Here is a 17164-nt window from a genome sequence, read left to right as displayed (position 1 = left end):
CGGGCCGCGTCTTCTCAGGCCGCAAAGCCGCCATCGATCAGCAGGCTGGCCCCCGTCACCATGCCCGACTCGGGCCCGGCCAGGTAGGCCACCATGCCGGCGATCTCGTCCGGGTGCGCGTGGCGGTCCAGCGCCATCAGGCCGTGCATGTTGCTGGCCATGGGGCCGTCGGCCGGGTTCATGTCGGTATCGACCGGGCCGGGCTGCACGTTGTTCACGGTGATGCCGCGCGGGCCCAGGTCGCGCGCCAGACCCTTGGTCAGCCCCACGATGGCGGCCTTGCTCATGCCGTACACGCTGAAGCCGGCCCATGGCACGCGGTCGGAGTTGGTACTGCCGATGGTGATGACGCGGCCGTACGCGCCGCCCTGGCCCATGTGGCGCACGGCGGCTTGCGTGGCGACGAACACGGCGCGCACGTTGACGTTCACCGTGTGGTCGAAGTCCGCCAGCGAGAAGCTGTCGATCTCGCCCGCCACCGCCACACCCGCGCTGTTGACCAGAATGTCGATGCGGCCCAGCGTGCTGGCGGCTGTGTCGATGGCCTGGGTGAGGGCGGCGGCATCGGTGCTGTCGGCCCGCAAAGCCAGCGCACGCCCACCGGCGGCTTCGACAGCCGCTGCAACGGACTGGGCCGGCGCTTCGGAGCTGCTGTAGGTAAAGGCTACCGCAGCGCCATCGCGCGCCAGGCGCCGCACGATGGCCGCGCCAATGCCGCGCGAACCGCCGGTGACAAACGCCACTTTGCCAGCCAGGACGCCAGCGGTGGATGAGGGGGACGAAGAAGACACGGAGGTGTGAGTCATGGTGTTCTCCAGAAAACCAGTGGATGAAAAAGGATGGGGTAGACACTGCGAACATCTGCAGTGTCGGCAAACCATTGCATGGGCGGTAGCCATGAATCAGCCACATTTATTTCAACCCATGGTTGAAAATAGAAAACCAAGCGAGACCCACCATGCAGCCCCTGAGCCACCTCGAATCCTTCGTCAAATCTGCCGAGTCCGGCAGCTTCTCGGCCGCCGCGCGGCTCATGGGCCTGACGCCCGCCGCCGTGAGCAAAAACGTGGCACGGCTGGAGGCCAACCTGGGCGTGCGGCTGTTCCAGCGCAGCACGCGGCGCCTTACGCTGACCGAAGGCGGGCAGCGGCTGCTGGCGCAAGTGGGCCCGGCGCTCAGCGCCCTGGCCGATGCCGTGGACCACGCGGCCGAGGCCGAGCAACAGCCTGCGGGCACGCTCAAGGTCAGCATGGGGCAGGCCTTTGGCCGTGCGTACCTGGTGCCGCTGCTCACCGACTTTTTGCAGCGCTACCCAGCCATCCAGCCCGACTGGCGCTTTGAGAACCGGCAGGTGGACCTCATCGGCGAGGGCTTTGACGCCGGCATTGGCGGTGGCCTGAACCTGAACCCCGACATGGTGGCGCGCACGCTGGGCCCCATCCACCTGGTGGTGGTGGCTGCCCCGACGCTACTGCAGGGTCACAAGAAGGCGCCGCGCCACCCGGCAGACCTGGCGCAGTGGGATGGCATTGCACGGCGCAACATCCGCACGGGGCGCATCAACGTCACCACGCTGCGCAACAAGGCGGGCGACGCAGCGCCGGTGGAGATGCGCACACGCGTCGTGTTCGATGACCCCGAGGCCATGTGCCAGGCCGCGCTGATGGGCCTGGGCCTGGCCGTGCTGCCCATGCCGTTTGCGCACCCCTGGCTGGCGCGCGGCGACCTGGTGCGCGTGCTGCCCGGCTGGTGGGCCGACGCAGGCCCGACCTCGCTGTACTACCCCAGCAAAAAGCTGCTGCCCGCACGCACCCGGGTGTTTGTGGACTTTGTGCTGGAGCAGTTCAGCGCGCGCGGCTTTGCACAACGGGTGCGAGGGGACTGACAAGCTCCGCCGGGGCGCCGCTATTTCAGCCGCTGCGCCACCACGGCGTCCAGCGAGGCCATGAAGGCCTCCACGGCCCGTGTGTAGGCGCTCTCCAGGCCCAGCTGGGCATTGATCTCGCCATGGGTCAACTCCTGCGGCAGCACCTCGGCACGCCCACCCAGGTCGCGCACGCGGCGGGCCATGCCCTGGGCCTGCAGGCAAGGGTGGTCGGGGCGCTCGGTGGAGCAGACGAACTGGAACGGCGGCACCGGCCCCGACAGCGCGTGGTAGGGCGACACAGCCGTCCAGAACACCGGGTTGCTGCCCATCACCTCGTCGTAAAACGGATAGTGCGGTGCGGTCATCACGGCAGGCACATTGAGCGCCGCGCTGTCCAGCGACACGGTGCCGAGCCACGGCCAGGCCCCCTCGCGCTGGGCCAGGGTGGGCGAGGCATTGATGAGCGACACCAGGTGCGCACCCGCCGAGTGCCCCATGAGGATGAACCGCGACGCATCGCCGCCCCAGCTGGCAGCACGGCTTTGCGCAGCGGCCAGCGCGGTGGCCACGTCCTGCGCCTCCTGTAGCACGTTCACCGCCGGGTACAGGCGGTAGTTCACCGAGATGAACACAAAGCCCTTGGGCACCCAGCGTGCCACCTTTTCCTGCACCACACGGGACATGGCTTTGTCGCCCGTGCGCCAGGCGCCCCCATGCACCATGAAGATCACCGGCGCGCGGGTGCCGCTGGCCACGGCGGCGCTGCTGGCGGTGCTGCCTGCGGCCTGCAGGTAGACATCCATGCGCTGCAGCGGGTCCGCGCCATAGGGCACATCGGCCATGCGCTGCACGCCAGCGGGCAGGGCGGCAGCGGTGTCGCGCAACTGGGCGAAAGGCCCCAGACCCCGCAGTTGGGCGTGGGCTGGCGTGGTCAACACGGCGGCCAGCGCACACAGCGCCGCGCCCAAGCCTGTGCGCAGGGGGGCCAATGCGAAGTGTGGGATTGAAGGACGGGACATGCGCGATCTCCTGGCTCAATGAATGGAAGGTGATGAATCAGGGCCGCGCAGGGCAGGCCATCAGGGCGCCGCTGGCGTCAAAGCAGCTGGCGCTGCGGGTGCGGCCGGTGTCTGCGTTGTACGAGCTGCTGGTCTGCACGCTGTTGCCGGTGGCCGCGCTGGTGGCTGTGGTGGTGCGGTTTTGTGTCACGCTGCCATCGGCGCTGCGCGTGGCGGTGCCCGAGCTTTGCAAGGTGCCCCGGTCACCCTGAGCGGCGATGGCGCTGCGGTGGCTGGCCGTGCCATCAGCGTTGCGGGTGCTCTGGCCCTGGCGCACGGCGGCAGTACCGTGGGGGCCCACCACGGCCGCGCCGGTGCGGGCGGTAGTGCTGCCATCGGCGCCGTGCTCCACCACGCGGCGGGTGCGGGCGTTGGCGTCAGCGGATGTGAAAAGCAACGGCACCGCCACGGCAACGGCCATCAGCAGCGCAGCGCGCGGGGTCGCAAGGGCCTGAGGGCGGTGAACAGAATGGAACATGGCGGTCAACTCCTTGAACATGAAAAGGGGTCAGAGCAGCAGGGTGCTGCACTGCTCTGAACTGTGGCCGCCAGGTGTGAGCCAGTTGTGGCGCCCGCAGCGCCATGTATGACAAAGCATGACAAAACCACCGGGGCGTGTCATGCCTTGTCATGCCCCAGATGGGTGGGCGCCCGGGGCGCACCGCGTTTTCGGCCCTACCATTGGCACGCAGCCTTGGCTGCATCCCCCCCCGCTGCCATCCACCCCCACTGCCCCATGACGGAAGCCCTGGCCAAGATCCTGGTCGCCGATGACGAGCCCGACCTGCGCGCGCTGCTGCAGCGCTACCTGAGCGACCAGGGCTACACCGTGCGCACGGTCGATGGCGCAGGCCCGCTTGACGTGCTGCTGCAGCGCGAGCGCTTTGACGTGCTGGTGCTCGACGTGATGATGCCGGGCGAGGACGGCCTGGCCATTTGCCGCCGCCTGCGTGCGCAGGGCGAGACCATTCCCATCCTGATGCTCACCGCGCGCGGCGACCCGGTGGACCGTATCGTGGGCCTGGAGATGGGCGCCGACGACTACCTGCCCAAGCCCTTCAACCCGCGCGAGCTACTGGCGCGCATCCAGGCCATGGTGCGCCGCCAGCGCCTGCTGGGCGCCCACGCCGGGCCGCGCCAGGCGGGCGGGCGCATAACGTTTGGCGCGTTCACGCTGTGGCTGGACGAGCGCCGGCTGGAGCGCAACGACAGCAACGACGGCCAAGGTGCGCAAGATGTGCCCCTGACCACGGGCGAATTCGCGCTGCTGCAGGCGCTGGCGCAACAGCCGCACCGGCCCCTGGGGCGCGACCGGCTCATCGCACTGGCCTATGGCCCCGACCACACCGCCACAGACCGCAGCATTGACGTGCAGGTGATGCGCCTGCGCAAACTCATCGAGGCCGACCCCGCTCAGCCGCGCCACATCCGCACCGTGTGGGGCGTGGGTTATGTGTTTGTGCCCGACGGCGCAGCGCCGAGCGGGGGCAGCAAGCCATGACGGCCCCCACCACGCCCCACAGCACCCAGGGCTGGTGGCCGCGCAGCCTGCTGGGCCGCAACCTGCTGCTGATGGCCGCGCTCATCGTGCTGGGGCAACTGGTGGCGGCTGTGTTGGTGCGGCAGATGATCCTCAAACCCCGCGTGGCGCAGGTGGCCGATGGCGTGGCGCGCAATGTGGCCGCACTGCGCGCAGGGCTTCAGGCGCTGCCCCCCGCACAGCGGGCCGCGTTTGTCGATGCGTTCAACCAGCAGGCCATGCGGTCGGCTCCGCCCGTGGCAGCGGAGAGCGCCGCGCGGCGTGCGCTGCTGTCGCCCATGGAGCGGCAGTTCGTGCAGGCAGTGTCGCGCCGCCTGGGTGCAGACGAAACGGCAACACACACCCCGCAACCCGTATGGCGCCGCGACAGTACCGGCGTGCTGGCCCTGCGTGTGGTGCACCCAGGCCCGGAGGGAGCGGAGACCTATTGGCTCAACCTGCCCAGCGTGTTCCCCACGCGCGAGTTCACCGGCGCCTGGCTGGCCGCCACGCTGGCCAGCATGCTGCTGGCGCTGCTGGGGGCCTGGTGGCTGCAGCGCCACATCAACCGCCCGCTGGCCCAGGTGGTAACAGCGGCCCGGCAGCTGGCGGATGGCCAGCCCCCTGCGCCGCTGCCCGAAGACGGCCCCGAAGAAATTGCCACGGTGGGCCGCAGCTTCAACCACATGGCGCAGAGCCTGGCCGCTGCCGACCAGGAACGCACGTTGATGCTGGCCGGTGTGTCGCACGACCTGCGCACACCGCTGACCAAGCTGCGCCTGGGCGTGGAGATTGCCGGGCCGCAGGTGGCCCCCCCCCTGGCCGCGAGCATGGCGCGCAGCATCGACGAGATGGACGCCATCGTGGGCCAGTTCCTTCAGTTCGCGCGCAGCGGCGAGGCCGAGGCGCCCACCAACGCATCGCTCAACGACCTGGCCCAGGCCGTGGCCGAGGCGCAGGCCGACCACGGCCGCACGGTACGACTGGAGCTGGGCGCTTTGCCCGAGGCACCCGTGCGCCCCCAGGCCCTGCGCCGCGCGCTGGACAACCTGGTGGAAAACGCCTGGCGCCACGGCACGCCGCCCGTGCTGCTGCGCACGGGGGTCGATGCAGACAGCGTGTGGCTGGAGGTGCAGGACCAGGGCCCCGGCATCACCGCCGACGAGATCGACCGCATGCGCCAGCCCTTTGCACGCGGGGGCGGCCAGGCGCGCACCGGCGCACCGGGCGCAGGCCTGGGCCTGGCCATCGTGGAGCGCGTGGCGCGCAGCCACGGCGGTCGGTTGGAGCTGCACAGCGCGCCGGGCGCTGGGCTGCGGGCGCGACTGGTGCTGCCGCTGGGTGAAGGTGTCTGATGGCGTGGACCGGGCCCTGAGCATTGCTTGTCAGTGCAATTGGAGCAAAAGTGCCGTCAGCGCAAGTGGCATATGCGCCATCAGCTCTCAAATGCATAGCAAATTTTATTGACAGCAGCAAGCCCTCCGCCGTCAGGGCGCGGGCATCTTCAGCTTGCGGTACAGCGTCTGGCGGCTGATGCCCAGCTGGCGCGCCGCCTGCGACATGTTGCCGCGCGCGGCTTGCAGCGCCTGGTCGATGGCGGCGTGGGACAGTTGCTGCAGGCTCAGGCTGGCGGGCAGCCCCTCCGCGCCAGGGCCCGCTGCGGCTTCGCTGCGCGGGCTGGTGGGCGCCACCGTGAGCGCCTGCACCAGGTCGTCGGGCATGTGTTCCCAGCCCAAGGTGTCTTCGCCCTCGGCCAGCATGGCGCAGGCCGTGCGCAGCACGTTGGCCAGCTGGCGCAGGTTGCCGGGCCAGGGGTAGGCGGCCAGGCGGGCCAGCAGGTCGGGGGCCACCAGCACGTCAAAACCCAGGCCCTGTTCTGTGGCCAGGTCGGCCAGCAGGCGCTGCAGCAGCGCCACAAAGTCGCTGCGCTCGCGCAGCGCGGGCAGCTGCACCGTGAGGCCGTTGATACGGTAGTACAGGTCCTGCCGAAAGCGCCCCTGCTCTGCGGCCTGCATGAGCTGGTTGTGCGTGGCGCAGACCAGTGCAAAGTCTACCGGCACGGCCTTGCTGGCGCCCACGGGCGTTACGCTGCGCTCTTGCAGCACGCGCAGCAGGCGGGTTTGCAGGGCCAGCGGCATGTCGCCAATTTCGTCGAGGAACAGCGTGCCGCCGTGGGCCTCGCGCAGGCGGCCCAGGTGGCCCTCTTTGCGTGCGCCGGTGAAGGCGCCAGCCACATGGCCGAACAGTTCGGATTCAATGAGGTGCTCGGGGATGGCCGCGCAGTTGATGGCCACAAAGGGCGCGTCGCAGCGCGGGCCGCTGGCGTGCAGGGCACGTGCGAACACCTCCTTGCCCACACCCGATTCGCCTTGCACCAGCACCGCAATCGGCTTGCCCACCACGCGGCGGGCCTTGTCGGCGGCCGCGCGCCAGCGGGCGTCGCCGGTGTCCAGCAGCGCCAGTGCGTCCTGCGCGGGTGCAACGCGGGCCGCCGTGGCGGGCTGCGACGGGGTGACCCACGCGGCGGCATCCATCTGCACCTGGGCAAACAGCAGGCTGCCTTGGGGTGTGCGCAACGCCTGCGGCTGCTGGGGACGGCGCTTGTGGTGCGAGAGCAGGTCGTCCAGCCGCACATCCAGCACACGCTCCAGCAAGGTGGCGCCCACGTCGCCCGCGTGCAGGCCCAGCTGCGCCAGGCCCACGCGGTTGGCGCCCACGATCCAGCCGTCGGCAGACACCGCCACGATGCCCTCGGCCACGCTGCCAATGCCCTCGGGCGCGCTGTGCAGGTGCAGGCGGATGTTGCGTTTGCAGGTGGCGGCCAGCAGGCGGTTTTCGATCATGCGTGCTGCGGTACTGACCAGGCCCAGCGTGTGGGCGTGGCCGTTGCGGTAGTCGCCCGAGATGTCGAGGATGCCCAGCAACTCGCCGGTGGCCGACAGGATGGGCGAGGCCGCGCAGGTGAGAAAGCTGTTGCGCTCCAGAAAATGCTCGCCGCCATGCACCTCCACCGCGCAGGCCTCGGCCAGGGCCGTGCCGATGGCGTTGGTGCCCCGATGGGCCTCGTGCCACGATGCACCACTGGTCAGCGCCACGCGCTCGGCCTTGTCCACAAAGTAGGGGTCGCCCAGCGTGTGCATGAGCATGCCGCGCCGGTCGGCCAGCACCACCACACTTTGGCTGTGGCGCACCTGCTCGAACAGGTACTCCATCACGGGGCGCGAATGTGCGAGCAGCTCGGGGTTGCTAGCCAGCACATGGCGCAGCGTGCCGCTGCTGGGGTGATCGATGGCCTGGGGCCGCCCGGTGGGAACCAGGCCAGCCGCCATGCTGCGCGACCAGGAGCGCGACAGGCGCTCGTCCACCAGGCCGCTGGGGCACTGGCCAGAGTCCAGCAGGTGCTGGCGGGCCTGTCGCAGGGCGACGGGAGAAGTGTTGGGGCGCACGCTTTGTCTCCGTGCAGGCTCAGGACGGCCTGCTTGTGGGTTTGGGACGAGTATGGCGGTCGGCAACGCTGGGGGCAAGGGCGCGGGCGCAAGGTCTGCGCCAACTGTTCCATTTCGTGACAGGTGTCGCGGCACGGCACAGCGCGGCGGGGCCCGCTGCGACAGGTGCACCACCTGGGCAATCCCAAAAGTCCAATGAAATCAACACTCCGAGTGCCTCGGCCTGCTGGCATGCGTTTTGAGTAGGGGGTTGGTATCGGACAGGCCCCTGGGGCCCGCCCGATGCACACAACCATCGCAGGAGACAACACCATGACCGTTTACGCAGCCCCCGGCGCCGCTGGCGCCAAGATCGCCTACAAGCCCCAGTACAACAACTTCATCGGCGGCAAATTCGTGCCCCCGGTCAAGGGTCAATACTTTGATGTGATCTCGCCGGTCAACGGCAAGGTCTACACCCAGGCCGCCCGCTCCACCGCCGAAGACATCGAACTGGCGCTGGATGCCGCACACGCCGCTGCCGACGCCTGGGGCAAGACCGACGCCGCCACACGCGGCAACATCCTGCTCAAAATTGCCGACCGCATTGAGCAGAACCTGGAGCTGCTGGCCTACGCCGAGACGGTGGACAACGGCAAGGCCATCCGCGAGACGCTGAATGCCGACATCCCGCTCACCGTCGACCACTTCCGCTACTTTGCGGGCTGCGTGCGGGCGCAAGAGGGCGCGCTGTCGAACATCGACGAGAACACCGTGGCGTACCACATCCAGGAACCGCTGGGCGTGGTGGGCCAGATCATTCCGTGGAACTTCCCGATCCTGATGGCGGCCTGGAAGCTGGCCCCCGCGCTGGGCGCAGGCAACTGCGTGGTGCTCAAGCCCGCAGAGTCCACCCCCATCTCCATCCTGATCCTGGCCGAGCTGATTGCCGACCTGCTGCCACCCGGCGTGCTGAACATCGTCAACGGCTACGGCCGCGAGGCGGGCATGCCGCTGGCGACATCCAAGCGCATCGCCAAGATCGCGTTCACCGGCTCTACCAGCACGGGCCGCGTGATTGCGCAGGCCGCCGCTAACAACCTGATCCCTGCCACGCTGGAGCTGGGCGGCAAGAGCCCCAACATCTTCTTTGCCGATGTGATGGACAAGGACGATGCCTTCCTGGACAAGGCGATCGAAGGTCTGGTGCTGTTTGCCTTCAACCAGGGCGAGGTCTGCACCTGCCCATCGCGCGCCATCATCCAAGAATCGATCTACGACAAGTTCATGGAACGTGTCTTGAAGCGCGTGGCCGCCATCAAGCACCAGAACCCGCTGGATACCGACAGCATGATGGGCGCACAGGCCAGCAAAGAGCAGCTCACCAAGATCCTGAGCTATCTGGACCTGGGCAAGCAAGAAGGCGCCGAGGTGTTGGCCGGTGGTGGCCAGGCGCACCTGGGCGGTGACTTGGAAGGCGGCTACTACGTGCAGCCCACGCTGTTCAAGGGCCACAACAAGATGCGCATCTTCCAAGAAGAAATCTTCGGCCCCGTGCTGGCCGTGACCACCTTCAAGGACGAGGCCGAAGCCCTGGCCATTGCCAATGACACGCTGTACGGTCTGGGCGCAGGCGTATGGAGCCGCAACGGCAACGTGGCCTACCGCATGGGCCGCGCCATCAAGGCCGGGCGGGTGTGGACCAACTGCTACCACGCCTACCCGGCGCACGCAGCGTTTGGCGGCTACAAGGAGTCGGGCATCGGGCGCGAAACGCACAAGATGATGCTGGACCATTACCAGCAGACGAAAAACCTGCTGGTCAGCTATAGCGAAAACAAGCTCGGCTTCTTCTGATCTTGGGTAGCGGTCCAAAAACCGCCCCTGGCGTTGTTGCTTCGTCTTGCCGTAGCGTTGCTACTGTCTGCGACGAAGACGCCTAGCCAGGGACGGTTTGTGGACCGCTGGAAACGTTTCTGCTGACGCGGCTCGTTGTTCCAACTTGCCGCGTTTTTTGCATCGCACGCTGGAGACACCCATGGTAGACAAAGTCATCGCCACCCCCGCCGCGCTGGAGCTGGTGGCCTTTCTGCAAGCCAAACACGGGCCCGATCTGATGTTCCACCAATCGGGCGGCTGCTGCGACAACAGCGCGGCCAACTGCTACCTGCCGGGTGAGATCACCATGGGTGCGGGCGACGTGTACTTGGGGGACATCGGCGGCTGCCCGTTCTACATCGGGCGCGCGCAGTACGAGACCTGGAAACACACGCAGCTCATCATTGACGTGATCGAGGGCACGGGCGGCACCTTCTCGCTGGAGGGACCCGAGGGCAAGGCCTTCCACACCCGTTCTCGCGTCTTCACCGATGCGGAGCTGGCCGCGCTGGGTATGGAGCGCCCTCTGGGCTGATGGCAACGCCCCACCAGGAACGGTGGGGCATTTTCAAGCAAAAATGGCTTGTAGCGCTTTATTCATAAGCGCCAAATGCTATTTAATTGATAGCATTCCGTTGTGACTGCGCTCATCGCCCAGGCGGAACACCGACACCACTTGCACCAGGTCTTCGGCCTGGCTCTTGAGGCTGCTGGCGGCGGCGGCCATCTCTTCGACCAAGGCGGCGTTCTGCTGGGTGACCTGGTCCATCTGCGTCACGGCCTCGCCCACCTGGGCCACGCCCAGGGATTGCTCGTGGCTGGCGGCGCTGATCTCGCCCACGATGTCGGTCACGCGGCGGATGGCGCCCACCACCTCGCTCATCGTGGCACCTGCGCGGTCCACCAGGGCGCTGCCCTGGGCCACGCGCTCCACGCTGGCGCTGATGAGCGTCTTGATCTCGCGCGCGGCCTCGGCGCTGCGCCCGGCCAGGCTGCGCACCTCGCTGGCCACCACGGCAAAGCCCCGGCCCTGCTCGCCCGCACGGGCCGCTTCCACAGCGGCGTTGAGCGCGAGGATGTTGGTCTGGAACGCGATGGAATCGATCACGCCGATGATGTCGGAGATCTTCTGCGACGAGGTGTTGATGCCATGCATGGTGTCCACCACCTGCGCCACCACCTCGCCGCCCTGCACAGCCACGGTGCTGGCGCTGGCGGCCAGCTGGCTGGCCTGCTGGGCACTGTCGGCGTTCTGGCGCACGGTGGCGTTGAGCTGCTCCATCGACGCGGCGGTTTGCTCTAGCGCGCTGGCCTGACTCTCGGTGCGGGCCGACAGGTCGATGTTGCCCTGCGCGATCTGCACGCTGGCGGTGGCCACGCTCTCCGACCCGCCGCGCACGTTGCGCACCACCTGCGTGAGTTGCACGCGCATCTGCTGCAGCGCCTGCAGCAGCTGGCCCACCTCGTTGGTGCCATGGGCAATAGGGGCACCGCTCAGGTCGCCCTGTGCCACGGCGCGCGACAGCGCTACGGCCTGCGACAGCGGCCCGGTCATGGAGCGCACGAACACCAGCGCCATCGCACTGGTGGCCGACAGCGTGGCGACCAAGGCCAGCGCCACCCACAGCAGGCTCCGCTGCAATGCAGCCACGCGGGCCTGCAGGGCCTGGTCCAGGCTGACCATGGAGAGTTTGTTGAGCGCGTTCAGCGCTTCGATGGTGCGGGTGAACCCGTCGAAGTAGTCCTTGGAAGGCAGCTGCAGCTCGGTGGCGTTGATCACGTCACGCTCGACCATCTGCAGCGACTGCTGGATCTGCCCCTGCACCGCCTGCGCACTGCTGCCCAGCGTGCGTTGCAGTTCGGTGTTGGCCTGCAAGGCGCGGTCCAGGCCCCGGAAGGTATCTGCCTGCAGTTCGGCCACGCGCTGTTGCAGCACCAGCAGTTGGCCCTTGCCCTGGGGCGTGAGCTCGTGCTTGCCCAGTGCACTGGCGCCTTGGGCGCGCAGCATGCCCAGCTTTTCGCCCAGCATGGGCGCCTGCGCCAGCGAGGCCTGCACCAGCGCGTGGGTGTCTGCCTCGGGGTCGATCTGCAGGCCATAGGCGTGCACCAGGGCCTCATTGAGCTGCAGCAGCGCCGCGATGAGCTGGGTGTGCTGCGCGGTGCTCTGCGCCTGCTCGATGCTGCGTGCGGCCACGGCCTGCTCCAGCGCGCGCCAGGTCTGCTGCGCCTGGGTCCACGCCGCCATCTGCGGGGCGGGCACCTTGGCGGCGGCAAAGCGGGCGCTCACATCGTCCAGCGCCGCGTTGACCGCATCGCGCGCGGCGGGGCGCCGCGCAGCCAGGGACTCATCGCCGCCCAGCATGCCCACCGACAGCCCCCGGTGCACCTGCATGTGTTGCACCAGGAGCGTGAGTGCCTGGGCGGGGGCCACGCCCTGGGCCTCCAGGCGCGCGTGGTCGATGGCGTGGAGGGAGTCGCGCACCACCAGGTAGGTGGGCAAGGCGCTCATCAGGAGCCCGATGGTCCCCAGGATGAGGAATTTTTCGAGCAGGTTCAACCGGTGAAGCAATGACATGGCAATGGGCGCAGGCAACACGGCCTGCGCAATGGAATAGGCCCCAGGGGCGGGTGTCGGCACCGCCGACTGGAAGGTAGCCCTTCTTCGGGCAATGCGGAATGGTTCTCAATATAGGGGTGTGTTTCCGGCATGGTTTTGACCCAGGTCAAGTCTGACAGAGCTTCGCCCTGCGGTCCATGGCCGGGCACAGGGGGAGGGCCCATTGGCGCTCGGACGCTGCGGCCGCCGGGGCGCTGGAGAATAATGAACGCTTCCCCATCCTTTGGAGCCCCTGGTATGCACTCGACGACCCTGCGTTTCCTGGCGTACCAGGCCACCCTGCCCCAGGCAGGCCGCGTGCCCGGTGGCACGGTGCTGCGCTGGGTGGACGAGGCAGGTTTTGCCTGCGCCAGCGCCTGGGCCCAGGGGGACTGCGTGACCGAGTTTGTGGGCGGCGCCCACTTTGTGCGCGGCATCCGGCCGGGCAATATGGTCGAGGTGCATGCGCGCCTGGCCTACACCACCGACACCAGCATGTGCCTGGCGGTGGAGGTGCGCAGTGGCGCCGTGCACGGCGCGCCGCTGGAGGACGTGATGCACTGCGTGGCGGTGTACGCCGCCGTGGATGCGAACGACCAGCCGCGCACCGTGGACAAATGGAGCCCCGAGACTCCGGGCGACATTGCGCTGGCCCAGCGCGTCAAGGCACACATCGACGCGGCACGCGCGGCGCAATGACTGCCGCAGCGCAGACAGCGCCGTCGGCTGGGCCCCTGCGTGCGCGCGACCTGCTCGCCGCGCTGGTGGTGGTGGTCCTGTGGGGCGTGAACTTTGTCGCCATGAAGTGGGGGCTGCGCAGCTTCAGCCCGTTTCAGCTGGGCGCTGCCCGCTACCTGTGTGCCGCCCTGCCACTGGTGCTGCTGGTACGCCCGCCGCGCATGCACTGGCGCTGGGTGCTGCTGTTTGGGCTGTTCCAGGGCGTGGGGCAGTTCGGCTTTTTGTTCATGGGCCTCAAGGTGGGCATGACGGCCGGGCTGGCCAGCGTGCTGCTGCAGACGCAGGTGTTCTTCACGGCGCTGTTTGGTTTTGCGCTGTTGCGCGAGCGGCCGGGTTTGCCCTTGCGCGTGGGCATGGGGCTGGCCGCGCTGGGGCTGGTGTGTTTTGCGATGAACTACGTGGGCCCTGGGGCCGGTGTGGGCGTGGCGGCGGCCACCACGCTGGTCGGCCTGCTGCTGACGCTGTGTGGTGCCGCCATGTGGGCGTCGTCCAACATCGTGGCGCGGCTGGCGCAGCAACACAGCCCGGGGTTCGACCCGCTGGCGTTCGTGATCTGGAGCAGCCTGGTGCCCGTGCTGCCGTTCATGGCGCTGTCGGCCGTGTTCGACCCCGACGCCGCGCGGTGGCTGCAGTGGCAGACCCTGGCCAGCGTGCCGCTGCTGTCGTGGGCCGCCGTGGCCTACCTGGGCTGGGCCGCCACCATCGTCGGCTATGCGCTGTGGACCAACCTGCTGCAGCGCTACCCCGCCAACCGCGTGGCGCCGTTCAGCCTGGCGGTGCCTGTGGTGGGGCTGACGGCGGGCTGGCTGCTGCTGGACGAAGGGGTAGCCCCCTGGCAGTGGGCGGGCATTGCGCTGGTGGTGGCGGCACTGGCCTGCGTGGTGCTGGGGCCCAGACTACAAGCCAAAATGGCCGATAGCGCTGACTGAATATGCCGTGACAGCTATCAATTAGATAGCAAACAGCCGCAGCACCGGCCACAACACCGGCCACAACACCGGCTACAGCAACCTGCGCCGCGCAAAGCGCACCACGGTCACCCCGGCACGCGCCTGGCGCACCGAGGGCATGACCAGCACGCAGTCGTCGTAGGGGGTGGTGACAGGCACGCCGTCGTTGTCACCCATCACCGTGCCTGCTTTCTCGAACACCTCCAGCCCCGTATAGGGCGCCACGAACCGGAAGGCGCTGCTGGTGGCCACCACGGGGCCGGTCACCTCCAGCGCCCACTGGCGGGGCGCATCGGGCAGGCGCCAGCCGGGCAGTTGCTGCGCCAGCGCCTCGGCGCTCAGGGCACCGGACTGCTCGATGAAACGCACGCACTGGTCCTGCGCCACGGCGCGGCTCGCCGGGTCGCCATGGAAGCCACATTCGATGAGCAGCGAGCGGGTGCCGTTGTCGTCCAGGGCACCAAACCGGCCGTAGTCGCGCATGCGCACGCCGTCCTTGTGGCCTGCGTCCACCACGATGTGCTCGGGCGAGCGCATGGCACGCGCCAGTGCCAGGTTGCGCGGCTGGATGCCAGTGAGCAGCAACGGCGCCGAGGGCTCGTGCATCGAGTGGATGTCGAGCAGCCAGTCGGCTTGCGCCACCCACGGGCGCAGCGCGGCGGCGCGGCGGCGCTCGTTGGTGTCGGCTGCATCGATGCGCTCGTCCAGCCACTGGCGGTTGAGGTCTTCGTCGGTGAAACGCGAGGCGTCGTGGTTGCCGGGGTCAAACCGGTCGAAGGCGTCGAGGTTGCAGAACGCGAGCGTGAGCGTGCCCTGCTGCGGGCGCACCCCGGCGTCAAGCAGCCCTTTGAGCGCCCAGGCACCGCACAGCTCGTTGCCATGCACCAGGGCGCTGATCATCACGTGGCGCCCAGGCTGGCCCGAGTCGAAGTGCCACACGCCTTCGGTGCCGGTGTTGCCCGCGCGCCAGGCGCTGATGTCGGGTGCGGGCAGTGCAAAGACGAGGGGTTGCACGGACGTGGGAGAGAGGGGGCTGCTGCTCATTCTTCGATCTTGGCGAATTCAACGATCTTCTTGTACTTGGCCACTTCCGTGGTCAGGAACTGGTCGATGTTCACGGTGGGCGAGGCCACGGTGGACCCGCTGGCTTCCATCTTCTTGCGGAAGTCCGGCGATTGCAGGCTATCGGCCAGTGCCTTCTTGAGCTTGTCGGTCACCGGCTTGGGCAGGTTGGCAGGCGCCATGAGCGCAAACCACACACTGATGTCCACGTTCTTGTACTGCGGCGACTCGGCCAGCGCCGGGATGTCGGGTGTGATGGCGGAGCGCTTGGCCTCGGTGGTGCCCAGTGCAATCACCTTGCCGCTCTTGATGTGCGGCAGGCCGCTGGAGAGCACGAACACGCCGTACTCCAGGTTGTTGCCCATGAGGTCGCTGGTGAGCGGCGCCACGCCCCGGTAGGGGATGTGCGTCATGAACAGCTTGCCTTGTTCCTTGACGGCCTCGCCCGCCAGGTGCAGTGCCGTGCCCACGCCCGAGCTGCCGTAGCTGAACTTGCCGGGGTTCTTGGACACCTTCTGCGTGAACTCCGCCATGTTCTTGACGCCCGCCCCGGTGGAGGCCACCAGCACCAACGGCTGCGAGGCAATGAGGCCGATGGCGGTGAAGTCCTTGATGTCGTACTTGACCTTCTTGGTCACGAGTTTGTTGATGGCGATCTCGTTGTTGGCACCGACCAGCAGGGTGTAGCCGTCCGGTGCCGCGTTGGCCACCTTCTGCGCGCCGATGGCGCCACCCGCACCGCCCAGGTTCTCGATCACCACCGGCACGCCGAGCTTGTTGCCCAGCTCGGTGGCCACCGTGCGTGCGGTCAGGTCGGTGCTGCCGCCCGGTGGGTAGCCAACCACGATGGTGATGGGCTTGCTGGGGTAGGCGTCTTGCGCGATGGCAGGGGCAGCGAGAATGGCCAGGCCGCACAACAGTGCAACGCGGCGCAGGGGATGGACAGTGGTCATGGCGGAACTCCTTGGCAAAGACGGGGGTGGCTAGATGGAGTGGGTGGGGTATGGACTCAATTGTGAAAAGCTGGCCCTTGGCCGTTGTTGCCAAAACGGCACCAGGTCGTGCCGATTCAGGATTCCTGGCAGGGAGAAACCCGCAGAGCGCCCACGGTGGGCTGAGGCACATCAGCGCTGCGCCAGGGCCTTCCACAGCGCCTCGGCCAGCGGCCCCAGGCGGCGCTTGGGGCGGTACAGGCGCACGTCAAACCGCACCTCCATGCGGGCGTCACCCGCCAACGCGAGGCGCTGCGCCTTGCAGTCGGCAAACACCATGGACCAGGGCAGCCAGGCAACGCCCAGGCCTTTTTGCACGTATTCGTAATGGGCATCGGCCGAGTCGCACTCCACCACGCGCTGTAGCCGGGGCGCATGGGGGTTGTTCGCCAGGTGGTCTTCTACCAGCCGCCCCAGGGCCAGTTGGGGCGCGTAGGCCAGGTAGGGCACCAGCGTGGCATCGGGCCCGAACCGGTGCAGCGCCTGGCCTTGTGCCGTGGCGCGCGACACGGGCACCAGGCGGTCGGAAGCCACCGTGAGGTGCGTGAACTGGCGCGCATCAAGCCGGATGGCCAGGGCCGGGTGGTGGTACACGAGCGAGAAGTCAGCCTCGTTGCGCTCCAGCATGCCCACGGTGTCGGCCAGCGCCCGGGTGCGAATGCACAGCTCGCCGCCTTGCAAGATGGGCTGCAGGCGCACCAGCCAATCTGCCACCACGGTGCGCGCCAGCGTGCGGCCCGTGGCCAGCGTCACGGTGCGGGCCTGCCGCCCGGCCAGGCTTTGCAGCTCTTCGTGCGACTGCGTGAGGCTGCGGGCCAGATGGCCTGCGGTCTCCAAAAAACTTTGCCCCGCAGGCGTCAGGGTGACGGGGCCACCATTGCCGCGCTCCACCAGCGGCGTGCCGGCCCAGGCCTCCAGCGCGCGGATGCGGCGGCCAAATGCGGGGTGGGTGACATGCCGCAGCTCGGCAGCGCGGGTGAAGCTGCGCTCCTGCGCCAGCACGATGAAGTCTTCCAGCCATTTCAACTGCATCGTCGGCTCCTGGAGGGGCGGCTGTCAGGCGGGTTTGGCAGGTGCTG

General features: G+C 68.3%; 15 protein-coding genes. 7 read left to right on the top strand and 8 right to left on the bottom strand.

The genetic code is table 11. The annotated features are described in order from the left end of the window. Nucleotides 1-14 precede the first annotated feature (14 nt). The gene (locus OIN59_RS02890) at nucleotides 15-806 is read right to left on the bottom strand and encodes an SDR family oxidoreductase (protein WP_274106952.1); all 792 of its coding nucleotides are present in this window, start codon (nucleotides 804-806) and stop codon (nucleotides 15-17) included. Between the two features lie 152 nt (nucleotides 807-958). Here OIN59_RS02890 and OIN59_RS02885 point away from each other — a divergent pair, with 152 nt between their 5' ends. Then, nucleotides 959-1885 (top strand): LysR family transcriptional regulator, encoded by a 927-nt coding sequence (locus tag OIN59_RS02885; protein ID WP_274106951.1) that lies wholly within the window; start codon nucleotides 959-961, stop codon nucleotides 1883-1885. 20 nt (nucleotides 1886-1905) lie between these two features. Here OIN59_RS02885 and OIN59_RS02880 read toward each other — a convergent pair whose 3' ends face one another. Together OIN59_RS02880 and OIN59_RS02875 are read right to left on the bottom strand one after the other, a co-directional pair. Continuing rightward, entirely contained in the window at nucleotides 1906-2886 is a 981-nt protein-coding gene (locus OIN59_RS02880) for an alpha/beta hydrolase (RefSeq protein ID WP_274106950.1), read from the bottom strand. 37 nt (nucleotides 2887-2923) lie between these two features. Beyond that, nucleotides 2924-3403 (bottom strand): hypothetical protein, encoded by a 480-nt coding sequence (locus OIN59_RS02875; RefSeq protein ID WP_274106949.1) that lies wholly within the window; start codon nucleotides 3401-3403, stop codon nucleotides 2924-2926. A gap of 258 nt (nucleotides 3404-3661) precedes the next feature. On the opposite strand from OIN59_RS02875, the gene ompR reads away from it, so the two are divergent. Both ompR and OIN59_RS02865 read left to right on the top strand, forming a co-directional pair. Next, complete coding sequence (ompR, locus tag OIN59_RS02870) at nucleotides 3662-4426, top strand: osmolarity response regulator transcription factor OmpR (RefSeq protein ID WP_274106948.1); 765 nt, start codon at nucleotides 3662-3664, stop codon at nucleotides 4424-4426. Then, entirely contained in the window at nucleotides 4423-5799 is a 1377-nt protein-coding gene (locus OIN59_RS02865; protein ID WP_274106947.1) for an ATP-binding protein, read from the top strand. Before ompR ends, OIN59_RS02865 begins: the two co-directional genes overlap by 4 nt. Nucleotides 5800-5931: 132 nt before the next feature. On the opposite strand, the gene OIN59_RS02860 is transcribed toward OIN59_RS02865, so the two are convergent. Next, nucleotides 5932-7890, bottom strand: a complete 1959-nt coding sequence (locus tag OIN59_RS02860) for a sigma-54-dependent Fis family transcriptional regulator (RefSeq protein ID WP_274106946.1) — start codon at nucleotides 7888-7890, stop codon at nucleotides 5932-5934. Nucleotides 7891-8202: 312 nt separating this feature from the next. Between OIN59_RS02860 and exaC the strand changes: the two genes are divergently transcribed. Beyond that, nucleotides 8203-9726, top strand: coding sequence for an acetaldehyde dehydrogenase ExaC (exaC, locus tag OIN59_RS02855; protein ID WP_274106945.1), 1524 nt, complete (start codon nucleotides 8203-8205; stop codon nucleotides 9724-9726). A gap of 181 nt (nucleotides 9727-9907) precedes the next feature. Further along, nucleotides 9908-10282 (top strand): DUF779 domain-containing protein, encoded by a 375-nt coding sequence (locus OIN59_RS02850; RefSeq protein ID WP_274106944.1) that lies wholly within the window; start codon nucleotides 9908-9910, stop codon nucleotides 10280-10282. Between the two features lie 78 nt (nucleotides 10283-10360). On the opposite strand, the gene OIN59_RS02845 is transcribed toward OIN59_RS02850, so the two are convergent. Then, nucleotides 10361-12322, bottom strand: coding sequence for a methyl-accepting chemotaxis protein (locus OIN59_RS02845; protein ID WP_274106942.1), 1962 nt, complete (start codon nucleotides 12320-12322; stop codon nucleotides 10361-10363). 279 nt (nucleotides 12323-12601) lie between these two features. Between OIN59_RS02845 and OIN59_RS02840 the strand changes: the two genes are divergently transcribed. Beyond that, entirely contained in the window at nucleotides 12602-13042 is a 441-nt protein-coding gene (locus OIN59_RS02840; RefSeq protein ID WP_274106940.1) for an acyl-CoA thioesterase, read from the top strand. Next, the gene (locus tag OIN59_RS02835) at nucleotides 13039-14010 is read left to right on the top strand and encodes an EamA family transporter (RefSeq protein WP_274106938.1); all 972 of its coding nucleotides are present in this window, start codon (nucleotides 13039-13041) and stop codon (nucleotides 14008-14010) included. Before OIN59_RS02840 ends, OIN59_RS02835 begins: the two co-directional genes overlap by 4 nt. A 72-nt stretch (nucleotides 14011-14082) precedes the next feature. Here OIN59_RS02835 and OIN59_RS02830 read toward each other — a convergent pair whose 3' ends face one another. From OIN59_RS02830 to OIN59_RS02820, 3 genes are all read right to left on the bottom strand, one after another. Next, a complete protein-coding gene (locus tag OIN59_RS02830) occupies nucleotides 14083-15075 on the bottom strand; it encodes a M14 family metallopeptidase (protein WP_274106936.1) in 993 nt (330 codons plus the stop codon). Continuing rightward, nucleotides 15072-16046: a Bug family tripartite tricarboxylate transporter substrate binding protein gene (locus tag OIN59_RS02825; protein ID WP_274106934.1), complete on the bottom strand. Its 975-nt coding sequence runs from the start codon at nucleotides 16044-16046 to the stop codon at nucleotides 15072-15074. Before OIN59_RS02825 ends, OIN59_RS02830 begins: the two co-directional genes overlap by 4 nt. A gap of 171 nt (nucleotides 16047-16217) precedes the next feature. After that, nucleotides 16218-17117, bottom strand: a complete 900-nt coding sequence (locus OIN59_RS02820; protein WP_274106932.1) for a LysR family transcriptional regulator — start codon at nucleotides 17115-17117, stop codon at nucleotides 16218-16220. Between the last annotated feature and the right edge of the window lie 47 nt (nucleotides 17118-17164).

It is taken from the genome of Acidovorax benzenivorans (assembly GCF_028680575.1).
GTDB lineage: Bacteria > Pseudomonadota > Gammaproteobacteria > Burkholderiales > Burkholderiaceae_C > Acidovorax > Acidovorax benzenivorans.
Note: the sequence above shows the minus strand (reverse complement) of the source record. Positions and strands in the feature narration are given on the sequence as shown.